At 34.3% G+C, this 24251-nt stretch carries 24 protein-coding genes; 8 read left to right on the top strand and 16 right to left on the bottom strand.

All coding sequences use genetic code 11. The annotated features are described in order from the left end of the window. Positions 1–8: 8 nt before the first annotated feature. From ACP7AV_RS06260 to ACP7AV_RS06225, 8 genes are all read left to right on the top strand, one after another. Positions 9–1169 (top strand): Gfo/Idh/MocA family protein, encoded by a 1161-nt coding sequence (locus tag ACP7AV_RS06260; RefSeq protein ID WP_426091197.1) that lies wholly within the window; start codon positions 9–11, stop codon positions 1167–1169. A 37-nt stretch (positions 1170–1206) separates the two neighbouring features. Then, positions 1207–2259 carry a sugar phosphate isomerase/epimerase family protein gene (locus ACP7AV_RS06255; protein ID WP_426091196.1) on the top strand — a complete coding sequence of 351 codons (1053 nt, stop codon included), beginning with the start codon at positions 1207–1209 and terminating at the stop codon, positions 2257–2259. Positions 2260–2278: 19 nt separating this feature from the next. Beyond that, on the top strand, positions 2279–2653 hold the full coding sequence (locus ACP7AV_RS06250; protein ID WP_426091195.1) for a c-type cytochrome: 375 nt from the start codon (positions 2279–2281) through the stop codon (positions 2651–2653). A 104-nt stretch (positions 2654–2757) separates the two neighbouring features. Continuing rightward, complete coding sequence (locus tag ACP7AV_RS06245) at positions 2758–4212, top strand: Gfo/Idh/MocA family protein (protein WP_426091194.1); 1455 nt, start codon at positions 2758–2760, stop codon at positions 4210–4212. A 32-nt stretch (positions 4213–4244) separates the two neighbouring features. After that, positions 4245–4982, top strand: a complete 738-nt coding sequence (locus tag ACP7AV_RS06240; protein ID WP_426091193.1) for a 3-keto-disaccharide hydrolase — start codon at positions 4245–4247, stop codon at positions 4980–4982. A 62-nt stretch (positions 4983–5044) separates the two neighbouring features. Continuing rightward, entirely contained in the window at positions 5045–6283 is a 1239-nt protein-coding gene (locus tag ACP7AV_RS06235) for a nucleoside permease (protein ID WP_426091192.1), read from the top strand. A 9-nt stretch (positions 6284–6292) separates the two neighbouring features. Next, positions 6293–7186: a hydroxypyruvate isomerase family protein gene (locus ACP7AV_RS06230; RefSeq protein ID WP_426063730.1), complete on the top strand. Its 894-nt coding sequence runs from the start codon at positions 6293–6295 to the stop codon at positions 7184–7186. Positions 7187–7205: 19 nt separating this feature from the next. Beyond that, positions 7206–8081, top strand: coding sequence for a sugar phosphate isomerase/epimerase family protein (locus tag ACP7AV_RS06225; protein ID WP_426091191.1), 876 nt, complete (start codon positions 7206–7208; stop codon positions 8079–8081). Positions 8082–8279: 198 nt separating this feature from the next. On the opposite strand, the gene ACP7AV_RS06220 is transcribed toward ACP7AV_RS06225, so the two are convergent. From ACP7AV_RS06220 to ACP7AV_RS06145, 16 genes are all read right to left on the bottom strand, one after another. Then, positions 8280–9935, bottom strand: coding sequence for a M1 family metallopeptidase (locus tag ACP7AV_RS06220; protein ID WP_426091190.1), 1656 nt, complete (start codon positions 9933–9935; stop codon positions 8280–8282). A 58-nt stretch (positions 9936–9993) separates the two neighbouring features. Then, positions 9994–11040, bottom strand: a complete 1047-nt coding sequence (locus ACP7AV_RS06215) for an alkaline phosphatase D family protein (RefSeq protein WP_426091189.1) — start codon at positions 11038–11040, stop codon at positions 9994–9996. A 145-nt stretch (positions 11041–11185) separates the two neighbouring features. After that, on the bottom strand, positions 11186–12400 hold the full coding sequence (locus ACP7AV_RS06210; protein WP_426091188.1) for an ATP-grasp domain-containing protein: 1215 nt from the start codon (positions 12398–12400) through the stop codon (positions 11186–11188). Between the two features lie 3 nt (positions 12401–12403). After that, positions 12404–13837 carry a leucyl aminopeptidase family protein gene (locus ACP7AV_RS06205; RefSeq protein WP_426091187.1) on the bottom strand — a complete coding sequence of 478 codons (1434 nt, stop codon included), beginning with the start codon at positions 13835–13837 and terminating at the stop codon, positions 12404–12406. A gap of 87 nt (positions 13838–13924) precedes the next feature. Beyond that, complete coding sequence (locus ACP7AV_RS06200) at positions 13925–15061, bottom strand: alpha/beta hydrolase (RefSeq protein ID WP_426091326.1); 1137 nt, start codon at positions 15059–15061, stop codon at positions 13925–13927. A 141-nt stretch (positions 15062–15202) separates the two neighbouring features. Next, positions 15203–15802, bottom strand: a complete 600-nt coding sequence (gene hisIE, locus ACP7AV_RS06195) for a bifunctional phosphoribosyl-AMP cyclohydrolase/phosphoribosyl-ATP diphosphatase HisIE (protein ID WP_426091186.1) — start codon at positions 15800–15802, stop codon at positions 15203–15205. A 34-nt stretch (positions 15803–15836) separates the two neighbouring features. Continuing rightward, on the bottom strand, positions 15837–16592 hold the full coding sequence (gene hisF, locus ACP7AV_RS06190; protein WP_426091185.1) for an imidazole glycerol phosphate synthase subunit HisF: 756 nt from the start codon (positions 16590–16592) through the stop codon (positions 15837–15839). A gap of 24 nt (positions 16593–16616) precedes the next feature. Continuing rightward, on the bottom strand, positions 16617–16922 hold the full coding sequence (locus ACP7AV_RS06185) for an NIPSNAP family protein (RefSeq protein ID WP_426063721.1): 306 nt from the start codon (positions 16920–16922) through the stop codon (positions 16617–16619). A gap of 20 nt (positions 16923–16942) precedes the next feature. Further along, entirely contained in the window at positions 16943–17668 is a 726-nt protein-coding gene (gene hisA / locus ACP7AV_RS06180; protein WP_426091184.1) for a 1-(5-phosphoribosyl)-5-[(5-phosphoribosylamino)methylideneamino]imidazole-4-carboxamide isomerase, read from the bottom strand. Positions 17669–17720: 52 nt separating this feature from the next. Beyond that, positions 17721–18302 (bottom strand): imidazole glycerol phosphate synthase subunit HisH, encoded by a 582-nt coding sequence (gene hisH, locus ACP7AV_RS06175; RefSeq protein WP_426091183.1) that lies wholly within the window; start codon positions 18300–18302, stop codon positions 17721–17723. Between the two features lie 77 nt (positions 18303–18379). After that, entirely contained in the window at positions 18380–19516 is a 1137-nt protein-coding gene (hisB, locus tag ACP7AV_RS06170) for a bifunctional histidinol-phosphatase/imidazoleglycerol-phosphate dehydratase HisB (protein WP_426091182.1), read from the bottom strand. Positions 19517–19886: 370 nt separating this feature from the next. Further along, positions 19887–20135, bottom strand: a complete 249-nt coding sequence (locus ACP7AV_RS06165) for a hypothetical protein (RefSeq protein WP_426091181.1) — start codon at positions 20133–20135, stop codon at positions 19887–19889. 16 nt (positions 20136–20151) lie between these two features. Beyond that, on the bottom strand, positions 20152–21204 hold the full coding sequence (gene hisC / locus ACP7AV_RS06160) for a histidinol-phosphate transaminase (protein ID WP_426091180.1): 1053 nt from the start codon (positions 21202–21204) through the stop codon (positions 20152–20154). After that, complete coding sequence (gene hisD / locus ACP7AV_RS06155) at positions 21194–22486, bottom strand: histidinol dehydrogenase (RefSeq protein WP_426091179.1); 1293 nt, start codon at positions 22484–22486, stop codon at positions 21194–21196. Before hisD ends, hisC begins: the two co-directional genes overlap by 11 nt. Before the next feature lie 79 nt (positions 22487–22565). Next, positions 22566–23423 (bottom strand): ATP phosphoribosyltransferase, encoded by an 858-nt coding sequence (gene hisG / locus ACP7AV_RS06150; protein ID WP_426063714.1) that lies wholly within the window; start codon positions 23421–23423, stop codon positions 22566–22568. A 280-nt stretch (positions 23424–23703) separates the two neighbouring features. Next, the gene (locus ACP7AV_RS06145) at positions 23704–24213 is read right to left on the bottom strand and encodes a hypothetical protein (RefSeq protein ID WP_426091178.1); all 510 of its coding nucleotides are present in this window, start codon (positions 24211–24213) and stop codon (positions 23704–23706) included. Positions 24214–24251 lie beyond the last annotated feature (38 nt).

Raw genomic sequence — 24251 nt, 5'->3', positions numbered from 1 at the left:
TCATCGGTATGAGAAAATTAAGAATGGGAATGGTTGGTGGTGGCCAAGATGCCTTTATTGGTGCAATTCACCGCTTAGCCGCCAATATGGATGGATTAATTGAATTAAAGTGTGGTGCATTAAGTATAAAACCAGAAACCGCAATAGCCTCTGGTAAAGCCTTGTTTCTTCCAGCATCAAGAACGTATTTGACGTATGAGGAAATGATTAAAGCTGAAGCGCTTTTGCCTGCTGACGAAAGAATCGATTTTGTTACTATTGTTACACCAAACTTTGCTCATTTTGCTCCTGCGATGATGGCTTTGGATCATGGTTTTAATGTAGTAATTGAAAAACCAATGACTTTTTCGTTGGAAGAGGCAAAACTATTGCAGCAAAAAGTAGAAGAAACAGGATTAATTCTTTGTTTAACACATACCTACTCCGGCTACCCAATGGTCAAGCAAGCTAAAGCAATGGTTAATGAAGGAAAATTAGGAAAAATTAGAAAAGTTTGGGTTGAATATCCGCAAGGTTGGTTGAGTAAACTTTCTGAAAGAGAGGGTAATGCGCAAGCAGCTTGGAGAACGGATCCTACTAAATCCGGAAAAAGTTCAGTAATGGGTGACATTGGAACTCATGCAGCACATTTAGCCGAATATATTACCGGTGCAAAAATTACAGACGTATGTGCAGAATTGGACACCCTCGTTGAAGGTCGCGTAATGGATGATGATGGTGCGGTATTACTAAAGTTTGACAATGGAGCAAAAGGAGTTTTAATGGCTTCGCAAGTAGCTGCCGGAGAAGAAAATGCTTTGAAAATCAGAATCTATGGCGAAAAAGGTGGAATTGAATGGTTTCAACACGATCCCAATACTTTAACAGTTAAGTGGCTATATGAACCAACTCAGGTTTTAAGAGCTGGATCTAACTATGCACATTTATCTTCATTTGCAACTCACAATTGTAGAACTCCAGGCGGACATCCCGAAGGTTATTTAGAAGCATTTGCTAATATTTATCGCAACTTTGCTTTAACCCTTAACTGCAAATTAGATGGTAAAACACCTACTCCTGAAATGTTAGACTTTCCTTCTGTTGAAGATGGAGTAAGAGGAATGGCATTTATTGATAACGTAGTAGCATCATCACAATCTGATAAAAAATGGACTCCTTACGTTTTGTAATTAATTAGGAATTTACAAAAGTTTAGACAAACATAATATGACAACAATACAAGGTCCAGCAGTATTTTTAGCCCAATTTATAAGTGATGAAGCGCCTTTTAATTCTTTAGATGGGATTTGTAAGTGGGCCGCTGATTTAGGTTTTAAAGGTATTCAATTGCCAACATTAGATACCCGTTTCATTGATTTACAAAAAGCCGCCGAAAGCAAAACCTATGCAGATGAACTTAAAGGTACCATCGCTTCTTATGGACTGGAAATTACAGAATTGTCTACGCATCTGCAAGGACAGTTAGTAGCCGTTCACCCCGCTTATGATGATTTTTTTGATGCTTTTGCTCCGGTAAACGTTCATGGAAATTCAAAAGCGAGACAAGAATGGGCTGTCCAACAATTAAAATATGCAGCTAAGGCATCCCAAAATTTAGGTTTAAATGCTCATGCCACCTTTAGTGGTTCTTTACTTTGGCAATATTTTCATCCGTGGCCTCAAAGGCCGCCCGGCTTAGTTGAAGATGGTTTTGCTGAATTAGCCAAACGCTGGTTACCAATTTTAAATGAATTTGACGAAAATGGAGTCGATCTTTGTTATGAAATACACCCTGGCGAAGATTTGTTTGATGGGGAAACCTATGAAATGTTTTTAAAAGCCGTAAATAATCATTCCAGAGCGTGTTTGTTATATGACCCGTCCCATTTTGTATTACAACAGTTAGATTACATTCAATACATTGATTTTTATCATGAACGAATAAAAGCGTTTCACGTAAAGGATGCCGAGTTTAATCCTACAGGAAAGCAAGGAACTTTTGGAGGATATCAAAGTTGGGTAAATCGTGCAGGACGTTATCGCTCCCCTGGAGATGGTCAAATTGATTTTAAAACTATTTTTAGCAAACTGGCACAATATGATTACAAAGGCTGGGCTGTTATGGAATGGGAATGTTGCATTAAAAATCAAGAGGATGGCGCTAGAGAAGGCGCTGCATTTATAAAAAATCATATCATAAAAGTTACCGACAAAGCATTTGATGATTTTGCTGCTGTGGAAACAAATAAAGCTTTTAACAAAAAAAACTTAGGATTATAAAACTTAAATATAAATGAAAATGAAATTAAAATATTTGCTTTTTGGGGTTGCTTTAATTAGCTTAACCTCATTTTCTAATGATAATTTAGATACAAAATATATTAAAGCTACTAAAAAAACAACAGCGATTTTTCAAACATCGGATGGTGAAAAATTAATCGCTAAATCGGATTGTGTCGGGTGTCATAAACTAGACAAGAAACTAATAGGCCCCTCCTACTTAGATATTGCAAAAAAATATCCTTCGAACGATAAAAATATTACTTATTTATCTGGTAAAATAATAAAAGGTGGTTCAGGAGTTTGGGGAACAATACCTATGTCTGCACATGCTTCGCTTAAAAAGAATGATGCAAATTCGATGGCAAAGTATATTTTATCCTTAAAAAAATAAATCAAAAGACGCTTTTATATATTCTGTATAACGTTATTATGCAGAATATAAAGTTATGATGTGACACTATTCTATTGCTATTAACCAAACTAGATTAAAAATAAATGAAACAAAAAGAAGAAGATAAAATCACAAATAACCGTCGTGATTTTATAAAAACAACTGCTATAGCTGCCGCAGCTTTTATGATTGTTCCCCGTCATGTTTTAGGAAGAGGATTCGTTGCACCAAGCGATCGTTTATCAATAGCCAGTATTGGCGTTGGCGGAAAAGGTAAATCTGATATCGCTATGTTCGCCAGCAGTGGAAAAGCTGATATTTCTTTTTTATGTGATGTTGATACCAGAAGAGCCGCTGCAAGTGTAAATGCATTTCCTAAAGCTAAATTTTACACGGATTGGCGCGAAATGTTAGACAAAGAACATAAAAATTTCGATGCAGTTTCAGTTTCTACTCCGGACCATAACCATGCTATACAAGCGCTTGCTGCTATGCAATTAGGCAAACATGTATATGTTCAAAAACCTATGGCACATGATATTTACGAAGCTCGTATTTTGACTCAAGCTGCCAAAAAATATAAGGTGGTTACGCAAATGGGAAATCAAGGTGCCTCAAATGATGGTACCCGAATAATGAAAGAATGGTATGATGCAGGTTTAATTGGTGATGTTCATACGATACATGCATGGACAGACCGCCCGGTTTGGCCTCAAGGTATTCCGTGGTCTGCCAATAAAGCCGATATTCCAAGTGAATTAAATTGGGATTTGTGGTTGGGAACCGCTCCTTACAAAGAGTATGTAAATAAATTAGTGCCCTTCAACTGGCGAGGATGGTGGGATTATGGTACTGGTGCCTTAGGAGATATGGGTTGTCACCTGCTAGAAGCTCCTTTTAGTGTATTAAACTTAAAATATGCCAAAGATGTACAATGTAGTGTAGGTTCTGTATACGTAGATGAATTTCAAAGAGGATATTTTCCTGAGAGTTGTCCACCTTCTAGTCACGTTACATTAACTTTTCCAAAAACTGAAAAAACTAATGGTGACATTGCAGTCCACTGGATGGATGGAGGAATCCAACCTGAAAGACCTTCTGAATTAGGTTCGAATGAAATTTTTGGCGATGGCGGAAATGGAACATTGTTCACAGGTACAAAAGGAATAATGATGTGTGATACTTATGGTTTAAATCCGCGTTTGCTTCCTCTAAGCAAAAATGAAAATTTACAAGTTGCTCAAAAATACGCAAGAGTGATTGATGGTTCCGAAGGACATTACAAGCAATGGATTGAAGCAGCAATTGCAGGTTATGGAAAAAAAGAGTTAAGTTCTCCTTTTGAAATTGCAGGTCCTTTAACAGAAGCATTATTGATGGCAAATCTTGCTATCAGAGGTTATGATGTAATGAGAGAAGAGCTTGGAGAAGAAGTGTATCCGGGCCGTTCAGCAAAATTACTATGGGATAATGATGCCATGAGAATAACCAATTTTGACGAAGTTAATCAATTTGTGAAGCGAGACTATCGCCAAGGTTGGAAAGCTTTAACTTTATAAACAAGATTAATTATTAATTCAAAAACTTAAAAATGATTAAAAATATTTGTACCTCATTAATTGTTATACTAATGATTCAAACCGCAAATGCACAACAAGCACCAATAGCCAAAGGATTTAAATCAATTTTTGATGGACAATCCACAGCAGGATGGCATTCTTACGGAAAAAAAACAGCTGGTTCAGGTTGGAAAGTTGAAAATGGCATATTGCATTTTGATCCTACTGCTGCCCAGAATGGTCAAGGAGGCGATCTTGTAACTGATGTTGAATACGAGAATTTTCATTTGAAATTAGAATGGAAAGTAGCAGCAAATGCGAACAGTGGTATTATTTTCTTCGTTAACGAGGATTTGACAAAATTTAAAAATACCTATGAAACAGGTCTTGAAATGCAAGTGTTAGATAATGAAGGTCACCCTGACGGTAAAATTGAAAAACACAGAGCTGGTGATTTGTATGATTTAGTAAAAAGTACTTCAGAACCGGTAAAGCCTGTTGGAGAATGGAATTCTGTTGATATTGTATGTAAATTCGGAAAACTTACAATGTTAGTTAATGGTGTAAAAGTTGTTGAAACAACACTTTGGGATGCTAATTTCAAAAATTTAGTTGCCGGCAGTAAATTTGCTACTTGGCCTGGTTTTGCAGCTTTCAAAAAAGGAAAAATTGCTTTGCAAGATCACGGTGACAATGTCTGGTTCAGAAACATCATGATTAAAGAATGGAATACTATGAAAATTACAACCGGATGCGAGGCCGGAATGTAATTGAATAAAAAGTATTAAAAAAAACGAAAACTAACCAAACCAAAATAAAAATTATCCAACCAATGAATAGCACCATCCGAATAAAATTATCCATAATGATGTTCCTAGAATTTTTTATCTGGGGCGCATGGTTTGTAACCCTTGGAACATTTCTGGGAAATAACTTAAAAGCATCGGGTTCAGAAACTGCCGCTATTTTTTCTACGCAATCCTGGGGCGCCATTGTTGCACCTTTCATCATAGGTTTAATAGCTGACCGGTATTTTAATGCAGAAAAGATTTTGGGAATTCTTCATCTCGCAGGTGCCTTTTTAATGTATCAAATGTATCAATCGGAAGAAGTTGGAATGTTCTACACTTATGTTTTAAGTTACATGATTTTATACATGCCAACGTTGGCTTTAGTCAACTCAGTTTCTTTCAATCAAATGAAAGATCCGGAAAAAGAGTTTTCTAACATTAGAGTTTGGGGAACTATTGGTTGGATCATTGCGGGACTTTCAATCAGTTATTTATTTCATTGGGATTCTGCTGAAGGAATAAGTTCAGGTTTACTTAAAAATACTTTTTTACTAGCTGGTGTTGCTGCCTTTATATTAGGCTTATTTAGCTTTACATTACCAAAAACACCACCAAAAGTTAATGATGAAAAAATAAAAATTGGAGATATTATAGGTCTTGATGCTTTAAAATTATTGAAAGATAAAAACTTTGCAATATTTTTCGTTTCATCTATTCTAATTTGTATTCCTCTTGCTTTTTATTATCAAAATGCTAATCTCTTTTTAACTGAAGCAGGTGTTGAAAATCCGACGGGGAAAATGGCAATTGGACAAATATCGGAAGCCTTATTCTTGTTATTGATTCCTGTGTTCTTTACGCGTTTTGGTTTCAAAAAAACGATTTTAATCGGGATGTTAGCTTGGGCAATTCGATACGTTTTATTTGCTTACGGCAATGGTGGAGACTTAAGTTTCATGTTAATTATAGGTATTGCGCTTCACGGTATTTGTTATGATTTCTTTTTTGTATCGGGTCAAATTTACACCAATTCAAAAGCGGGAGAAAAATATAAAAGTGCTGCTCAGGGTCTCATTACATTAGCTACCTATGGAATTGGTATGCTAATAGGTTTTGCTGTTGCAGGTTATATTACAGATAATTATAAGCTGGCAGACGGTGCTGTAAACTGGCAGATGGTATGGATTATTCCTGCTGGAATTGCTATGGCAGTGTTCTTACTTTTTGCACTTTTATTTAATGAAAAAAACAAGGGAGAAGAATCCACTTCTGCTGTATAAAAATTAAAAATGAGTACTAATTTAAATAGAAGATCTGCCATAAAAGGAATAGTAGCCGGAACAGTTGCGATGGGAATTCCTTCTGGATTTTCTGCTTTGGCTATGCCAAAAAAAGAAACAGCAATACAATTGGGTAAATTAAAAGGAAATATAAATCACTCCGTTTCTCGGTGGTGTTTTAATGACATAGATTTAGATACTCTTTGCATCGAATCTAAAAAGATGGGAATTACCGGGATTGATTTAGTAGGTCCTAAAGATTGGCCAACATTGAAGAAATATGATCTTGTTTCTACCATGTGCAACGGTGCAGAGATTAATTTAGTAGATGGTTTTAATGATATTAAATTCCACGAAACGCTATTAAAAAACTACACTGAAATGATTCCGATGGTAGCAAAAGCAGGTTATAAAAACCTAATTTGCTTTAGCGGAAGCCGAAGAGGAATAACTGATGAAGAAGGATGGAACAATTGTGTTATCGGTTTGCAAAAACTAATTACATTGGCTGAAAAGCATAATGTGATTTTAGTAATGGAATTGCTAAACAGCAAAATTGATCATAAAGATTACCAATGTGACAGAACATCCTGGGGAGTAGCATTAGCAAAACGCTTGAATTCAGAAAACTTTAAACTTCTTTATGATATTTATCACATGCAAATCGATGAAGGTGATGTGATTAGAAACATAAGGGACAATCATCAATATATTGCACATTATCATACGGCCGGCGTTCCGGGACGAAATGAAATTGATGATACACAAGAATTAAATTACTCCGCAATTATGAAAGCAATTGCAAAAACTGGTTTTAAAGGTTATGTAGGACAAGAATTTGTACCAAAAAACCCGGACAAATTAGCCGCACTACAACAAGCTATTACTATTTGTGATATTTAACCAATCTAAAAAACAACTCATGATAAAGAGAAGAGAATTTTTAATTAATACTGGTTTGGCTCTAGGCGCATTAGCACTTGCTCCTACATTTGCTTTTGACTCAAAAAGTAGAAATATCGGAATTCAACTATGGACCTTGCGTGACACGTTACCAAAAGATGTTAAAGGTGTTTTAGCTCAAGTTGGTAAAGCTGGATTTTGCGAAGTGGAAACTTTTGGTTATTTAGTAGATAAAGGCTTTTTTGGAACTTCAGTGCGCGATTTTAAATCGATATTGGATGATAACGGTTTAAAAGCAACGAGTAATCATTTCGATTTCAATTCGATGATCAAAGATGGTTCCACTGATCTTGTAAAATATTATGTAGAAACCGCAAATCAGTTAGGAAGTGAATATGTGACGGTGCCATATATCGTTTCAGAATTGCGCGGAACTACTGGTGATGCCTATAAAAAATTAGCCTTACAAATTAATAAAGTAGGAGAACTTTGTAAAGAAGGAGGTTTGAAATTAGCCTATCACAATCATGATTTTGAATTTACTAAATTTGGTTCAACCAATGGATATGAGATTTTATTAAATGAAACTGATAAAAACTTAGTTGATTTTGAAATGGATTTATATTGGGTAGTTCGCTCTGGAAATGATCCACTGCAATTATTCCAAAAATATCCCGGACGTTTCTCTATGTGGCATGTAAAAGATATGGATAAAGTTAATCCAGATTGGAATGCAGAGATAGGAACTGGAACTATAGATTTTAAATCGATTTTTGCTCAAGCTAAACTTGCTGGGATGAAACGTTTCTTTTTGGAACACGAATCAAATTACAAACCAAATCCAATAGAGTCTGCTGCAACAAGTTTTAAATACATTAGGAAAAACTTGATCTAAATAGTTTTAACGAAAAATAAATTTAAAAAAGGGATATGTTAGTATCCCTTTTTTATTACCACTTCTCTGCTCCCAATAATTTTTTTCCCAAATCACTCAATTCTGCGGTTTTATATTTACTGTAAAAATCATAAAAGTTTTCATTCTTTATTTAAAATAAAAGATACCTTCATAAAATTTAGGCCTTAATTTCTGGATTTACTCTGTTATATCAAAACTGGCGACATAAAAATTTTTGTCTGTTTCCAATTTTGAATTTTCAGTATTTGCTGGAAGACTCTTCCATTTTATTTCCGGTTGCAACAATTCTTCTTTTCCGTTTAGAGTTACTTTGACGGGCATATTAAAACCAGCTACACAATTTGTCCAGCGATACCACAGTTGATTATCCTTGAAAAAATATTCCAGTGTAGGAATTCTGGTGTCTCGTAAGTACTGATTAAAAACAGTTGATAAATCGAGTCCGACTTTTTGACTCATATAATTCTCAATTTGTTTTGTAGTTACCGTTTGGTGATAAAAAGTACTGTTCAAACCTCTTAAAATCCCTCTCCATTTTTCATCATCATTTACTAATTGGCGTATCGTGTGAATCATATTGGCGCCTTTAGGATACATATCGCCTGAACCTTCATTATTTACATCGTAATTTCCGATTATTGGTTTGTCATTTTGGATATTTTTTCTGGTTCCTCTCACGTACTCAAATCCTGCTTCTTTTCCATAATAATATTCGACAAAAAGACTTTCAGAATAGTTTGTAAAACTTTCGTGAATCCACATATCAGCAATATCTTTATATGTGATATTATTGGCAAACCACTCATGTCCAGATTCGTGAATTATAATAAAATCGAATTTTAATCCCCAACCCGTTCCGCTCAAATCACGACCCAAATAACCATTTTGAAATTTGTTTCCATAAGTTACAGAACTTTGATGTTCCATTCCTAAATATGGAGCTTCAACAAGTTTGTAACTGTCTTCATAAAAAGGATACGGCCCAAACCAGTGCTCAAAAGCCTTTAGCATCCTTGGAACATCTTGAAATTGTTTTTTGGCTTTCGCCAAATTGTCTCTCAAAACATAATACGTGCAATCCAAAATCCCTTTTTCTCCTTTATATTTTTCTGAAAATGAAACATAATCTCCTATATTTATGTTTACGCCATAATTATTAATTGGATTTGACACATACCAATTATAGGTTTTTGTCCCGTCTTTTAGTTGTTTAACACTAGTCAGACGTCCATTCGATACATTTGTCAAATTTTTAGGAACATTTACGCTAATCAGCATATTTTCCACTTCGTCATACATGTGATCTTTGTTTGGCCACCAAACACTCGCTCCTAATCCTTGACATGAAGAAGAAATAAAAGGCATACCATTATTGTCTTTTTTCCAAGTGATTCCTCCATCCCATGGCGGATTTACCGCAACTTTTGGTTTTCCTCCATAATGTATGGTTAGTTCTTTTATTGCACCTTTTGTTTGGAGAGCAAGTAATTCAATAAAAAATGCATTTCCTTCTCTTCTGTATTTTAAAGATTTTCCATCTTGAATAACTTTAAAAATTTCCATGGGATTCTGTAAATCAATTTGCATATTGTTGTATTCCTGTAATACCTGATATTTTATGGTATTCGAACCAGAAATAGTGCTGTCTGCGGGATTTACTTTAATATCAAGATGGTAGTTTTTTACATCCCACCAAGCTCTTTCTTTGGTAACACTGCCACGTATCGTATCTTGTCTAGTAAATATTTCTTCTTTTGTATCTAGAAGGCCTTGCGCATTTACACCATTAAAGATGAGAAATGAGATAAAAATAAGACTGCACTGTTTTTTCATAATGAATTTATTTTGGACAAAAATAGACTTCAAATTATAGAAATAAAATTCCTTAAATTTATTTTCCGGGATATATCTGAACATATTCTTGAAGCAATTTATTTTGTTTTCCTCTAATTTCCATAATTACCTTATTGTTTTTAAAGTCAAATTTTAATAATCCAAAATTGATATCTTTTATCACTGCTCCTTTGACATAAGGATTTTCTTCACCAGAAAAAGTAGTATAAGTATGTGTCAATCCACTCGAGGTAAAATCTATTAACGGATACGCTAATTTAGCAACATTTTTGGCAGAAAATGTAGCAATATGACGATCTCCCGATATTATAAAAGTACCTTGAGCTTTGGTGGAAATTATTAATTGCTCTAATTTTTCTATTTCATGAGGGAAATTTCCCCAGGCTTCAAAACCATGTTTATCGGATAAAAACTGAATACTGCTTACTATGACGTTAAATTGAGCATCGGAATTTCTAAGTTCTTTCTTTAGCCAATTCCATTGTGCCTTTCCCAATACTGTTCCTTCACCATATTTATTGGGTTGAAAACGCTTTTTTGAATCGGTCGCTTTTGTAAGTGCTGTTCTAAAAAAACGAGAATCCAATACAATTATTTTGACTTTATTTCCATCAACAACAATGGTTTTTGCAGTATAAATTCCGTCTCTTTTTCGTTCCGGAGCCTTTTTTGAAGTTCCTAAAAAATCTAATAATAACTGTTGACTTTTTCTTTTAAAAGGATATTCTTCCCCGCCGTCATTCACACCAAAATCGTGATCGTCCCACGTTCCTAAAACGATTTTGTCTTTAATAAATTTGAGATAATCAGAATCCTGTTTCTGAATATCATAATTATTTTTAAGAAAATGCATGTCTGATGTATCGGAATACACATTATCGCCTCCCCAAATCCAAACAGAAGGATGATTTTCATCTATCGCTGGCCAAAGTTCATTTTTAATTTTTTGGTCGTCGCAGGAACCGAAAGCAACAGTAAAATATTCATTTTGAATCGGTTTTTGAGGTTCAATTTGACTTATTTGATCAAACGATTTACAACTTATAAATCCTAAAAAACTAAAAAGAAATATTATTTTTTTCATTTGATGTAGAAATGGAAGTAATTATTTAATATTAAAATTCCAACGAAGATATAAAAAACTGTGTCGTTGTACTTTAACTAAACTTTAAATAAAAAAGCGACTATTTCTATTGAAACAATCGCTATTTTTAATTCGGCAAAAGCATTTAATGCAAATTTGTTATTTTTATTTGTTCTACCACAGCTGTGAAATCATTGGCTAAACGATTGCCATAATCTTCTAAAAGTTCTAAAACACGCTGCTGATTATCTGATTTTACAATTAATCCTGCATGATATTCCAATGGCACTTTAAAGCAAACTTCAGGATCTGAAAAAGATGATAAATTAGGGTGCTGGAATTTTGACAACGTCAGAACGATTCCGGCATACCCTTTTTTTACTTTTGGCAAAACATATTTATCCGCTTTTACTAATCCGTTTTCAATTGCTGCCCACTCCTTCCATAAATTAATATTGGAAGCTTCGGCAACCATCTCTGCTAAATGTGCTCCTCCCACGCGTGAAGATGTTTCCAGAAAATAAATCTTACCATCTTCATTACTTTTAATAAATTCAGTATGAGCGGCTCCATGTTTCAATCCAAAACCTTTCATCACTTGTTCATTTAACTTTTTTATCGCAATATCATCTTCTGAATTGTATCTAATATTTGCCGAACGGAAAACACCACCATCCTGAGAAATTTCCATTGGTGTGGATAAATATTTTGAAGTCAAACTAAAGATCACTTTACTGTCCGAAATTAAACTATCGCAATGATACACATCGCCTGGTTTAAATTGTTCCAATAAATATTTAAATCTATTATTCCCCATTTCATTAATATGAATCCACAAACTCTCTTTGTCATGTATTTTTATAATTCCTGTTACCGAAGCTTCGGAACGAGGTTTTAAAACCCATGGAGCTTCGATAGTTTCAGCAAAAGTATTAATGTCATGATCGTTAAATAACGAACAAAAAGCAGGAATGGGTATCCCACAACTTTTGGCTCTCATACGCATGGCGAGTTTATCTCTAAAATAACGTCCTGTGGTTTGTCCCATTCCGTCGATACGGAGATTTTCCCTTAAATATGTTGCTTTTTCCACGTCATAATCATCCAGAGCTACAATGGCATCAATTTTTGTGGACTTCATGAAATTCCCAACACCTAACAAAAGATGTTCTAAATTCCAATCGACGTCCTGACCTTCCATATAGAAAATCTCATCAATATGTTGATGGGGCCACGGTTTATCCTTCAGTTTTTCACTCGTCACTAAATAGACTTTGTTGCCTAACTTTTTTAAATTAATTAAAAAATCGGCACCTTTGAAATAATTTGAAATGCAAAGAAAGGTTTTACAGTTTTCCATTGTTTATAAATTTTCAATGAATTTAGTCAATAAATGAACACCAAAGGCTGTTGCGTGCTTACTTTTAGCAAATTCATCATCTCCAAATGCCACTCCTGCAACATCCAGATGTGCCCAAGATTTGTGTCCCTCAGTAAAATATTCTAAAAATTTGGCAGCACTTATGGCTCCCGCAACTGCTTTTCCGCTATAATTTTTCACATCGGCAATATCACTTTCAATATCTGATTTATATACATCCCAAAGTGGTAAAGGCCATAAACGTTCTCCAATTGCATCTCCGTTTTGTTGCAATTTCTTCGCCATTTCTTCATTATTGGTAAACAAAGCACCACATTCATAACCAAGAGTAGCCACGCTGCTTCCGGTAAGTGTAGCAATATCAACAATATATTCTGGTTTGAAATTTTTAATTAAATACGATAATCCATCTGCTAAAATAAGTCGCCCTTCAGCATCCGTATCAATAATTTCTATAGAATGCCCGCTGTAACTGTGAATTACGTCGCTTGGTAAAAATGATTTGCCATCCACTGCATTTTCAGCACAAGGAACAATTGCAGTTACTTTTACAGGTAATTGTAAATCAGCGATCAGTTGCATCGCGCCAAAAACTGCGCCACCACCTGCCATATCACATTTCATGTGAACCATTCCAGCTGTTTTTATATTTATTCCACCAGTATCAAATGTGATTCCTTTTCCAACAAGTCCAACGTGTTTCATGTGCTTAACTTCAGCTACGGGAGTGTAATTCATGATAATAAACTGTGGTTCATTTTCACTTCCTTTTCCAACTGCTAAAAATGCGCCGAGACCAACTATTTTTGAAGCTTCAGACCCGAGAACTTCTACATCAAATCCGTATTTTTCTCCCGTTTCTTTGGCCCAATTCGCTAAGTATTTCGGATTGATTGTATTTGGTGGCAAATCGACCAAATTAAAAGTACTCAATTGTGCTTTTGCAATTTTAATTCCTTTTTTGGCTGCAGCCAAATAATCATTCTCACTTACCAAAGTCAATGTGAATTCAGGATTTAAAAAAGGATGTATTTCTTTTTCAGATTTAAAATGACCCAAATTATACGTTCCCAGAAGCAAACCGGATACCATCGCTTCAATCTGTTCTTCAATACATTGTTCCGGTATAACTAAAGCAACATTCGAACTGAAATTTTCTTTTTGTTTCGATGAAATACGTCTAAAAATAGTCTTTAAAGATTTGTAATCAATTGTTTTTCCCAAACCAATAAAGACATAAGTATTGTCATTTTTTTCGGCTAAGTAGTGTGTGTCTTTTTTTCCAAAAAAAACGTTAGAAGCAATTTTCAATCCATTAAATGCAATGGGAACAATACTTTTTGAATAGGTTTCAAAAACCGGAATCAAAATTGTACCTGAAAAACTATCTAAATTTGTTACTGTTCTTGTTGTCATTTTCTTTAATTTTTAAAGCTTTTTGATTAAATTTAATGTTACTGTGTATGCTTTATTCTTAAGATTGAGTTGCTATAGATTGCGTCTCTAAGAATCTTTTGTATTAAAAAATAACCACTCAATTGCTTTAGGAAATTCATCACTCCAATATATTTCGCTGTGTTTTCCCTGCCTGTTAATACTTAAATTAATTTGGGATCTATCTTCTATAAAGTGGCTGGAAATTAAATCATCCTGAAACTTTTTGACGTGCTCAATCATCGTTTTACTTTCATCACCACCAGCATATAAATAAATTTTAGTATCGGTCGTATTTACTTTCCTTGCATCAATTTTTAACTCCGGAACCACCCAAAGTGATGGAGAAAAAATCATCAGTTTACCAAATGTTTCGGGATTCCTGAGACCACTAAAAATACTGATTAATCCGCCCATCGAACTTCCTCCTATTCCTGTGAATTCACGTTCTTTTTTGGTTCTAAAATTACTGTCTACATAAGGTTTTAGCGTATCAGTCACAAAACGGATGTATTTCTTTCCTTGTCCTTTTCCTAAAACTGTTTTTCCTACATTATATTCTTTTATACGATCTTCCTCAGCGTGTTCAACAGCAATAATTATGATTTTTCCAATTTTATACTCGGACATGACTGCCAGTTTTTTGTCAATTTCCCAGTTTCCAAATTCGGCTGTTTCATTGAATAAATTTTGGGCATCCTGCAAATACATTACCGGATAACTCTCACTAGAATTATCGTAATCATGTGGTAAAAGTGCCCAAATTTTCCTGATTTTATTAAGTTGCGGGATTTTAAATTCATCTGATATCAACTGAACTTGTGGCAAATACGATTGTTTATAAGGCAACCAGTTTTTCCTCCATCTGGCAACATGTTCATTTTGTACGCCAGTATACGCTAATGTTGAACGATTTTCGGTACGATTTCCATGACTGTCAATTTCAACTTCACTCCAATCCCCTTTTGTAAATTTATACAAAAGCACCTTAGGATAATCAAAGTCATGAGGGAATTTGTAATGATACGAACCATTTCCAATCTTTTGCATTACAAATTCTTTGTCCTGTGTGCGCCAATTATTAAAATTTCCTGAAATATAAACCGGTCGAGAATCATCTTCGTCAGTTGTCAGAATTATGTATAGTCCTGTATTAATTATGGAATCGTTTACATCTGGATTAAAGGTGGTATTATCTGTATTCATCACTTGTATTGGGGGACTTTTTATTGTAAAATAATAGTAAATATAGTGGATTGGCATTTGAAATAAAAGAAAAAAGAAAAACCCAATAGTATAATTATTTACTATTGGGTTTTATGAATTTAAATTCTCTAAAAGGAATTTCTATTTTTGACGCGTTTTTAACACTTCAACAACGTCATTCAGCTTATATCCCTTGGCTTGCAATAAAATAAGATAATGAAAAAGCAAATCAGCACTTTCGCTTAAAAACAAATCATCGTTATCATCTTTGGCCTCTATAACCACTTCAATCGCTTCCTCGCCTACTTTCTGTGCAATTTTGTTCATTCCCAATTTAAACAACGAAGCCACATAACTTTTTTCGGAATCCGCATTTTCTTTTCGAAGTTGAATAGTATCTTCTAACGCCGTCAGAAACCCATAATCGGATTTATTTTCGTCAGCCCAACACGTATCAGTTCCGTTGTGACACGTTGGTCCTTCTGGTTTTACTTGTACCAATAATGTATCATTATCGCAATCGTTTTTGATGTTAATCAAATTTAGAAAATTTCCACTTTCCTCTCCTTTTGTCCAAAGTCTCTGTTTAGTTCGACTATAAAATGTTACTTTTTTAGTGTCAACTGTTTTTTGGTATGCTTCAGCATTCATGAAACCCAACATCAAAACCGTTTTGGTTTCACTGTCTTGAATGATAGCAGGAATTAATCCGTCAGTATTTTTTGAGAAATCTATGTTCATATTTTTAGTCTAATGTATTAAAGTCAAAAAAAAATTAAATTCGTACTTCGATATTATTGTTTTTAAGCGCTTTTTTTAATGTTTTAATTTCAATTTCTTTAAAATGAAATACGCTTGCCGCCAATGCTGCATCGGCTTTTCCTACCAGAAAAGTGTCTTTAAAATGTTGAATGTTTCCTGCGCCACCAGAAGCAATTATTGGAATATTAACCAATTCAGAAAGTTTGGCCAAAGCTTCATTTGCAAACCCATTTTTAGTTCCGTCATTGTCCATTGAGGTAAACAGAATTTCGCCTGCGCCTCTTTGCTCCACTTCTTTGGCCCAATCAAATAAATTCAATTCAGTTGGTATTTTCCCTCCCATTAAATGCACAATCCATTCTCCATCTATCTGTTTGGCATCAATAGCGACAACAATACACTGGCTTCCAAATTTCTGTGCCAAATCATTAATCAATTGCGGATTTTTAACCGCTGATGAATTGATGGAAACCTTATCAGCTCCGTTTTGAAGCAATATTTCTACATCCAAAATAGAAGAAATTCCACCACCAACGGTAAAAGGAATATTAATCGTTGAAGCAACCTTCCGTACCAATTCAACCAAGGTTTTTCTTCTTTCTTCCGTCGCAGAAATATCCAGAAAGACTAATTCGTCCGCGCCTTCATCCGAATATATTTTGGCTAATTCTACCGGATCTCCTGCGTCACGTAAGTCCACAAAATTAACACCTTTTACGGTTCTTCCGTTTTTTATATCAAGACAGGGTATAATTCTTTTTGTAAGCATATCTGTTTGTTGTTAAAAGTCTTATTATTCAAATACTGGGCGTAAAAAAGTTCGTTCATAACTTAAAATACATCTTGAATCTTCTGCAATTTTGAACGTTTCGATACATTCTTGATCTTCTAAAATTAGTCTTCTGTAATTTTCATATTCGGATAAACTAGCAAACGAAAACATTGCAAATGCAACGTTATTTGCTCCTTCAGACGGCAAAAAATAACCATGATGCTGTCCACCAAAACGGTTAACTAATTTAATCCATCTTTTACCATACTCTTCAAAAATATCCAATTGAAAAGGGTCAATAATATATTTTACGTAACAAGTTATCATAATTTATGCTCTGAATTTGACTATTTACTAATTATAAACTGTTCCAATTGTTTCAACGAAATTCGTCCTTCATAAATTGCTTTTCCGATTATTGTTCCTTCACAACCTAATTCGGCTAGCCTTGGCAATTCATCAAAAGTTGAGATTCCTCCTGAAGCAATCAATTTTATGCCGTTGGATTCCCCCAAAATTTTATCGTATAATTCAAAAGAAGGTCCTTCAAGCATACCGTCTTTGGCGATATCCGTACAAATAACATATTCAATTCCTTTATTTTGATACTCTTGTATAAACGGAATTAAATCTTCATTCGAATCTTCTAACCAACCAGAAACTGCTACCTTTTCATTATTAGCATCTGCCCCCAAAATAATTTTATCCGAACCATATTGCGCAATCCATTTTTCGAATAGTTCTCTATTTTTAACGGCAATGCTTCCACCAGTAATTTGATTCGCACCACTTTCAAAAGCGATTTTTAAGTCGGAATCCGATTTTAATCCACCACCAAAATCAATTTTCAGTTTGGTTTGAGAAGCAATTTGTTCCAAAATCTTATAATTGACAATTTGGCTTGACTTCGCTCCATCTAAATCAACCAAGTGCAAATATTCGATTCCGTGTGCTTCAAATGATTTGGCCACTTCAAGCGGATTTTCATTGTATATAATTTTGGTATTGTAATCGCCTTTTGACAAGCGAACACATTTTCCGTCTATGATATCTATTGCAGGTATTATTCTCATTTATTTAAGTCTTAAAGTGTAAAAGTCAAAAGTCATAAAGACCCAACCTAATTTATAATTTTAAAAAATTACCCAAAATTTGTTCTCCAACGTCACCACTTTTCTCTGGGTGAAATTGTGTTCCGTAGAAATTATCTTTTTTAAGAGCTGATGCATACTCAACTTCATAATTAGTTGTTGCAATGGCTTCGAGACAAATTGGCACATAAAAACTATGTACTAAATACATGTATTCGTTTTCATTAATTTCTTTGAATAAAAGTGATTTCAAGTTGTAAATTTGATTCCAGCCCATTTGAGGTACTTTTACTTTTGGCGTAAATTTAATCACATCAACATCAAAAATACCCAAACCCGTTGTGTTTCCTTCCTCCGATTTGTTGCACATCAATTGCATGCCCAGACAAATCCCTAAAACGGGTTGTTTTAAAGTTGGGATTAATACATCAAGACCACTGTCAATAAGCATTTTCATCGCAAAACTAGCTTCGCCAACACCTGGAAATATCACCCGGTCCGCAGCCTTAATTTCTTTCCAATCATTACTCAAAACAGCCTCAAAACCTAATCTTTCAATAGCAAATTTTATGCTTTGAATATTTCCTACTCCGTAATTTATGATTACAATTTTCATTTCATTCAACCATTAATAAATTAAGTTTTATTTTAGAAGTAACGTCCAATAATTCATAATTTATAATTCATAATTTTTTAAAGCATTCCTTTTGTCGAAGGCAAAATCATCTTTTCCGTATCACGTTTTACTGCTACTTTTATCGCTTTTGCAAAAGCTTTAAAGATGGCTTCAATCTTGTGATGCTCATTTGTACCTTCTGCTTTGATATTAATGTTGGCTTTGGCACCATCCGAAAACGATTTGAAAAAATGAAAAAACATTTCCGTCGGCATTTTCCCAACCATCTCCCGTTTGAATTCGGTTTCCCAAACCAGCCAGTTTCTGCCTCCAAAATCAATTGCCACTTGTGCTAAACAGTCGTCCATTGGCAAACAAAAACCGTAACGTTCTATTCCTAATTTATTTCCCAATGCTTTTGCAAAAACTTCGCCCAATGCAATTGCTGTATCTTCAATCGTATGATGTTCATCCACTTCTAAATCTCCTTTTACAAGAACTTCTAAGTTCATTTGTCCGTGACGGGCGATTTGGTCGAGCATGTGGTCAAAGAAAGCAATCCCGGTTTCAATTTTACTTTTTCCGGTTCCGTCAAGGTTCAATTTGATATAAATATCCGTTTCGTTCGTATTTCTTTCGATGGAGGCGGAACGCTCCTCTAATTTCAAAAACTCATAAATTACTTTCCAATCGGTAGTTTGCAAAGCAATAACGAAGTCCAATTCTCCTCTTTTTGAAGAAATCTCATCTCCTCCCAAAGCTTCATTTGTATCAATAAAAATCGCTTTTGAACCTAAGTTTTTTGCTAATTCAACATCCGTTATTCTGTCTCCAATGACGAATGAATTTGCTAAATCATATTCCGGATTGTCAATATATTGTGTCAACATTCCAGTTGAAGGTTTGCGAGTCGGTGCATTTTGGTATGGAAAAGTTTTGTCAATAAACACTTCTTTGAAAACAACCCCTTCATTTTCAAACGATTTCATAATAAAATTATGAACTGGCCAAAAGTTGATTTCGGGATGAGAATCCGTTCCCAAACCATCTTGATTGGTAACCATTACCAATTCGAAATCCAATTCTTGAGCTATTTTAGCTAAATATTGAAAGGCGTTTGGATAAAATTCTAATTTTTCGAAACTGTCTAACTGATAATCATTTGGTTCCAAAACCATTGTTCCGTCACGGTCTATAAAAAGTATTTTCTTCATTTAATTACGATGCGCTATGCTATTTTAAATTAGCTATTTGTCTATTATTTTCTTCTTGTATGAATAATCAATTTTTTTGGGCGTGTCCCTGTGGGTCGGGCTATACGTTCCCGCTTTTTTACAGCCTCGTTCCTCTGCTCTAAAAAGAGCTCCACTGCTATCCCTCACGCTAAGCAACCACTCTCTATTTTAAATATTGAAAACATTTGCTATCCTCGGTCATCTCGACCATCTTATGTTTAGCTGTATTTTCAGTTACTTCTTCACAGTATACATTGTTTATCAACATCCCGGTTTCAAATACAAGTTGCACATAAGTTATTTTACCTGGCTCAACTTAAATTAGAAATTTTTCAGCACTTTCGCCTGGCTACTTTCTGCCACCTTTAACAAAATAATTATGCTTTCCTACAGCAACTTCATGTACGGAGTAATTTTTATTATTCAATTTGCACACAAAAGCACCATCTACAAAAGTTTTAAAAGCAACTGCTGAACCCTGAAAATCTGTAGAACGCAAAAAATAAATTTTGCCAGTTGTAACGTTGGTAGTGTCCTGCGCAGAAGCAAGCGAAGCAAAAAACAAAGTAACAATGAAGGTAAAAATTAATTTTTTCATTTTATATCAGTTCAGGTTAATTCATTTCTTTCAAAGCTACTATTAATTTCATGTTTTCTTGTGCAGTTCCAACAGTAAAACGCAAACAATTGTCACATAGCGGTTGGGTTGTACGGTTCCGAATTACAATACCTTTCGCAATCAATTCATCATACCTTTTGTTAGCATCATCCACTTTTACCAAAATAAAATTGGCTTCTGTAGGATAAATTTTTTCGACAAAGTTCACATCAAGTAATTCCTTAAGTAATTTTTCTCGTTGTGCTATTATTGATTCAATCTCAACTTTTATTTTTTCTGTATCACCTAATCGTTCGATTGCTCTTTTTTGAGTCAGTTCATTGACATTATACGGTGGTTTTATTTTGTTTAAGACCGAAATTATTTCCGCAGACGCATAACAAACTCCCAATCTAATGCCGGCCAGACCATACGCTTTTGATAATGTCTGGGTGATAATTAGGTTTGGATATTCATCTAATTCATTACTCCAGCTATCTTTCTTCGAAAAATCAATATAAGCTTCATCAATTACAACAAGACCTTTGAAGTTTTGCAAAAGATATGCGACACTTTCATCCGAAAAGGAATTCCCGCTTGGATTATTTGGCGAACACAAAAAGATAATTTTAGTTTGTTCATCGACAGCTTCTATAATTTTTTCAATTTGAGGTTGGAAATCATCCGAAAGCAAAACTTCTCGATTTTCAACTGCATTGATATTACCCAAAACGCCATACATTCCGTAAGTTGGTGGCAAAGTAATTACATTATCTTTTTTTGGTTCACAAAAAGCCCGAAATAACAAATCCAACACTTCATCGCTTCCGTTCCCTAATAAAATTTGATCCGTTTTAACAGATTTTTGTTTTACCAAAACCTCTTTTACACTCATTTGTTGCGGATCCGGATAACGGTTTACACCATTTTCAAACGGATTTTCATTGGCATCCAGAAAAATCATATCTGCAATGTCGAAATCCTTAAATTCATCACGAGCCGTAGAATACGGTTTCATTCGTTTAACGTTTTCTCTGACTAAATTATTTATATCGAAATTATTTTCCATCTTGAATCGCTTTTAATCGTAATGTAACTGCATTTTTGTGTGCTTGCAGTCCTTCCGCTTCTGCCATGATTTCAATAGCTTTACCTATATTTTGTATTCCTTTTTCAGTTATTTTTTGAAAAGTCATCGTTTTAGTAAAACTATCCAAATTTACACCGCTATAATTCTTGGCGTAACCGTTTGTAGGCAGAGTATGATTCGTTCCTGAAGCATAATCACCGGCACTTTCAGGGGTATAATTTCCTATGAATACAGAACCCGCATTTTGAACACCATTGCTGTAAAAATCATCAAATTCTGAACAAATAATAAAGTGTTCCGGTCCGTATTCGTTGATTAAATCCAAAGCAATTTTATCATTTTCGACAAAAATTAATTTAGAATTGGCAATCGCTTTTTCAGCAATGGCTTTTCTTGGCAATGTTTCCATTTGGATTTGGATTTCAGCCTCGACAGCATCAATTAATTTTTTGGAAGTAGAAACTAAAATTACCTGACTGTCTGCTCCATGTTCAGCCTGTGACAATAAATCCGAAGCTACAAACGCCGGAATTGCAGTATCGTCAGCAATAATTAATAATTCTGATGGACCTGCCGGCATATCGATTGCTACGCCAAATTGTGTTGCTAATTGTTTAGCCACGGTCACAAATTGATTTCCCGGTCCAAAAATTTTATACACTTTCGGAATTGTTTCTGTCCCAAAAGTCATTCCGGCAATAGCCTGAATTCCTCCCACTTTTAATATTTTAGTCACACCACACAAATCTGCAGCATACAAAATAGCTGGATTTATATTTCCGTTTTTATCCGGTGGCGAACACAAAACAATTTCATTACAGCCAGCAATTTCCGCAGGAACAGCCAACATCAAAACTGTGGAGAATAAAGGTGCAGTTCCTCCCGGAATATACAATCCTATCTTTTGAATTGGTCTTTTTTCCTGCCAGCACTTTACTCCTTCGATTGTTTCTACAGTTACTCTTTCTGTTTTTTGAGCAATATGGAATTTTTTAATATTTGATTTTGCGAGAGCAATCGCTTCTTTTAAGTCGGTAGAAATTGATGCGATTGCTTGGTCAATTTCAGCTTTAGTAACTTCAATAGAATCGATTTTGGCACCATCAAAAAGTGATGTATATTTCGCGACAGCTGTGTCTCCTTTCTTTTGAACTTCATTAAAGATTTCTTTTACAGTAGCTTCAATGTCATCCACAGTTTTAGTAGGTCGCTCTAAAATTGAGGACCACGTTTCTGGTTTTGGATTGTATATTTTATTCATTTATAATTTTATTCAAAGATTAAATAATAGAATTATTACGTTTTTAAACTCATAATTCATAACTTATAATTTAAAATTCTTAAAGCACCATTTTCTCAATTGGACAAATTAAAATCCCTTCGGCTCCAGCTTCTTTCAATTGATCAATCACATCCCAAAAACTATCCTTGTCGATAACAGAGTGAACGCTACTCCATCCCTCTTGTGCCAAAGGCAAAACGGTTAAACTTCTTAATACCGGAAGAATTTTTCCAACAGCATCAATTTTGTCATTTGGAACATTCATCAGGATATACTTCGATTTTCGTGCTCTTAAAACGGATTCGATTCTGAATTTTAACGTATCAATTATTTTTTGGGATTCAGGACTTACTTTTGGAGAAACAGCCAAAACCGCTTCACTTTTAAAAATAACTTCAACTTCTTTTAGATTATTTTTAAACAAAGTACTTCCGCTCGAAACAATATCAACAATAGCATCGGCCAAACCTATATTTGGAGCAATTTCAACCGAACCTGATATCTGGTGTATATCGACTGTCACCCCTTTAGAACTAAAAAAATCTAGCACTGTTTTAGGATAAGAAGTTGCAATACGCATACCGTCTAAATCTTGAACGGATTTGTAATTAAATGCTTTTGGTACAGCAACGGAAACTTTACATTTTGAAAAACCTAATTTTTGAATTACTTCAATACTGTTTCCTTTTTCAACTAATAAATTATCGCCAACAATCGCAATATCTACAACTCCATCTATCAAATATTGAGGAATATCTGAATTTCTTAAATATAAAACCTCTAAAGGAAAATTTGACGCTTCGGCTTTTAATTGGTCGATACCGTTATCTATTGAAATACCAGCATCTTTTAGAATTTGAATGCTGTCTTCGTTTAAACGTCCTGATTTTTGAATTGCAATTTTTAATGTACTCATTTTGTTTTGTTTTTTTTTTTGTTTAGAATATTTTGATTGAGTACAAATGATGGGTAATAAAAAACCCGTTTGATGTACTCAAACGGGTTTTTAGAATATGATGATTTACACACATATCATTAACACATCGCTTGAGAGCAATAATGAAAATGATGATGGTGCAATTGATTTGTAAACATTTTTGGATGATATATTTTAATTCTTTTGCAAATATAAGAGATAAATTATTTACAAAGCAATTTTTATTTTAACATTAATACTAATTTTTGTTAAATTAATATTATTTGTCTTCTTTATCATATATTTTTTCAGCAGATGGATTCCCATTTGCCGGAGCCGAAACAGCATTATTTTCTCTAATTTCAGTATGACGAATTTCTCCTCCCGAAGTCCCAACATTTATAGCCATAATTCCACCTATCAATGCTAAAACAAGCGTAATAAATGAAAATATTTTGGCCGGTCGGAACTTTTTTACAGAGGCTACTAATGAAATTAAAGCAAAACTTCCGGTTACGTAAAGTACTAAAGCAAATTTCTCTGCTAATTCTTCATGTTCATGGATGATTGCTTTGCCTATATTTGGAAAATCTTCCACCATTTCCTCTGCTCCCTCGCCAGTTCCCATACTGAATGCACCAAAAATAGCTGCTACAATAAATAGAATGTAAGCAGTATTTTTTACGGAATTGTTATTTAAAAATATTCCTGTAATTAAAATTCCAATTCCAAAAAAGGTTCCGATAATTGGAAAATGGTTTACGACCATGTGTAAATGAGCATCATTCATAATTTTTTTATTTAAAGTTTAATATGTTCTCGTACATT

The organism is Flavobacterium sp. DSR3-2 (genome assembly GCF_049896525.1).
In the GTDB taxonomy this organism is placed as follows: Bacteria; Bacteroidota; Bacteroidia; order Flavobacteriales; family Flavobacteriaceae; genus Flavobacterium.
Note: the sequence above shows the minus strand (reverse complement) of the source record. Positions and strands in the feature narration are given on the sequence as shown.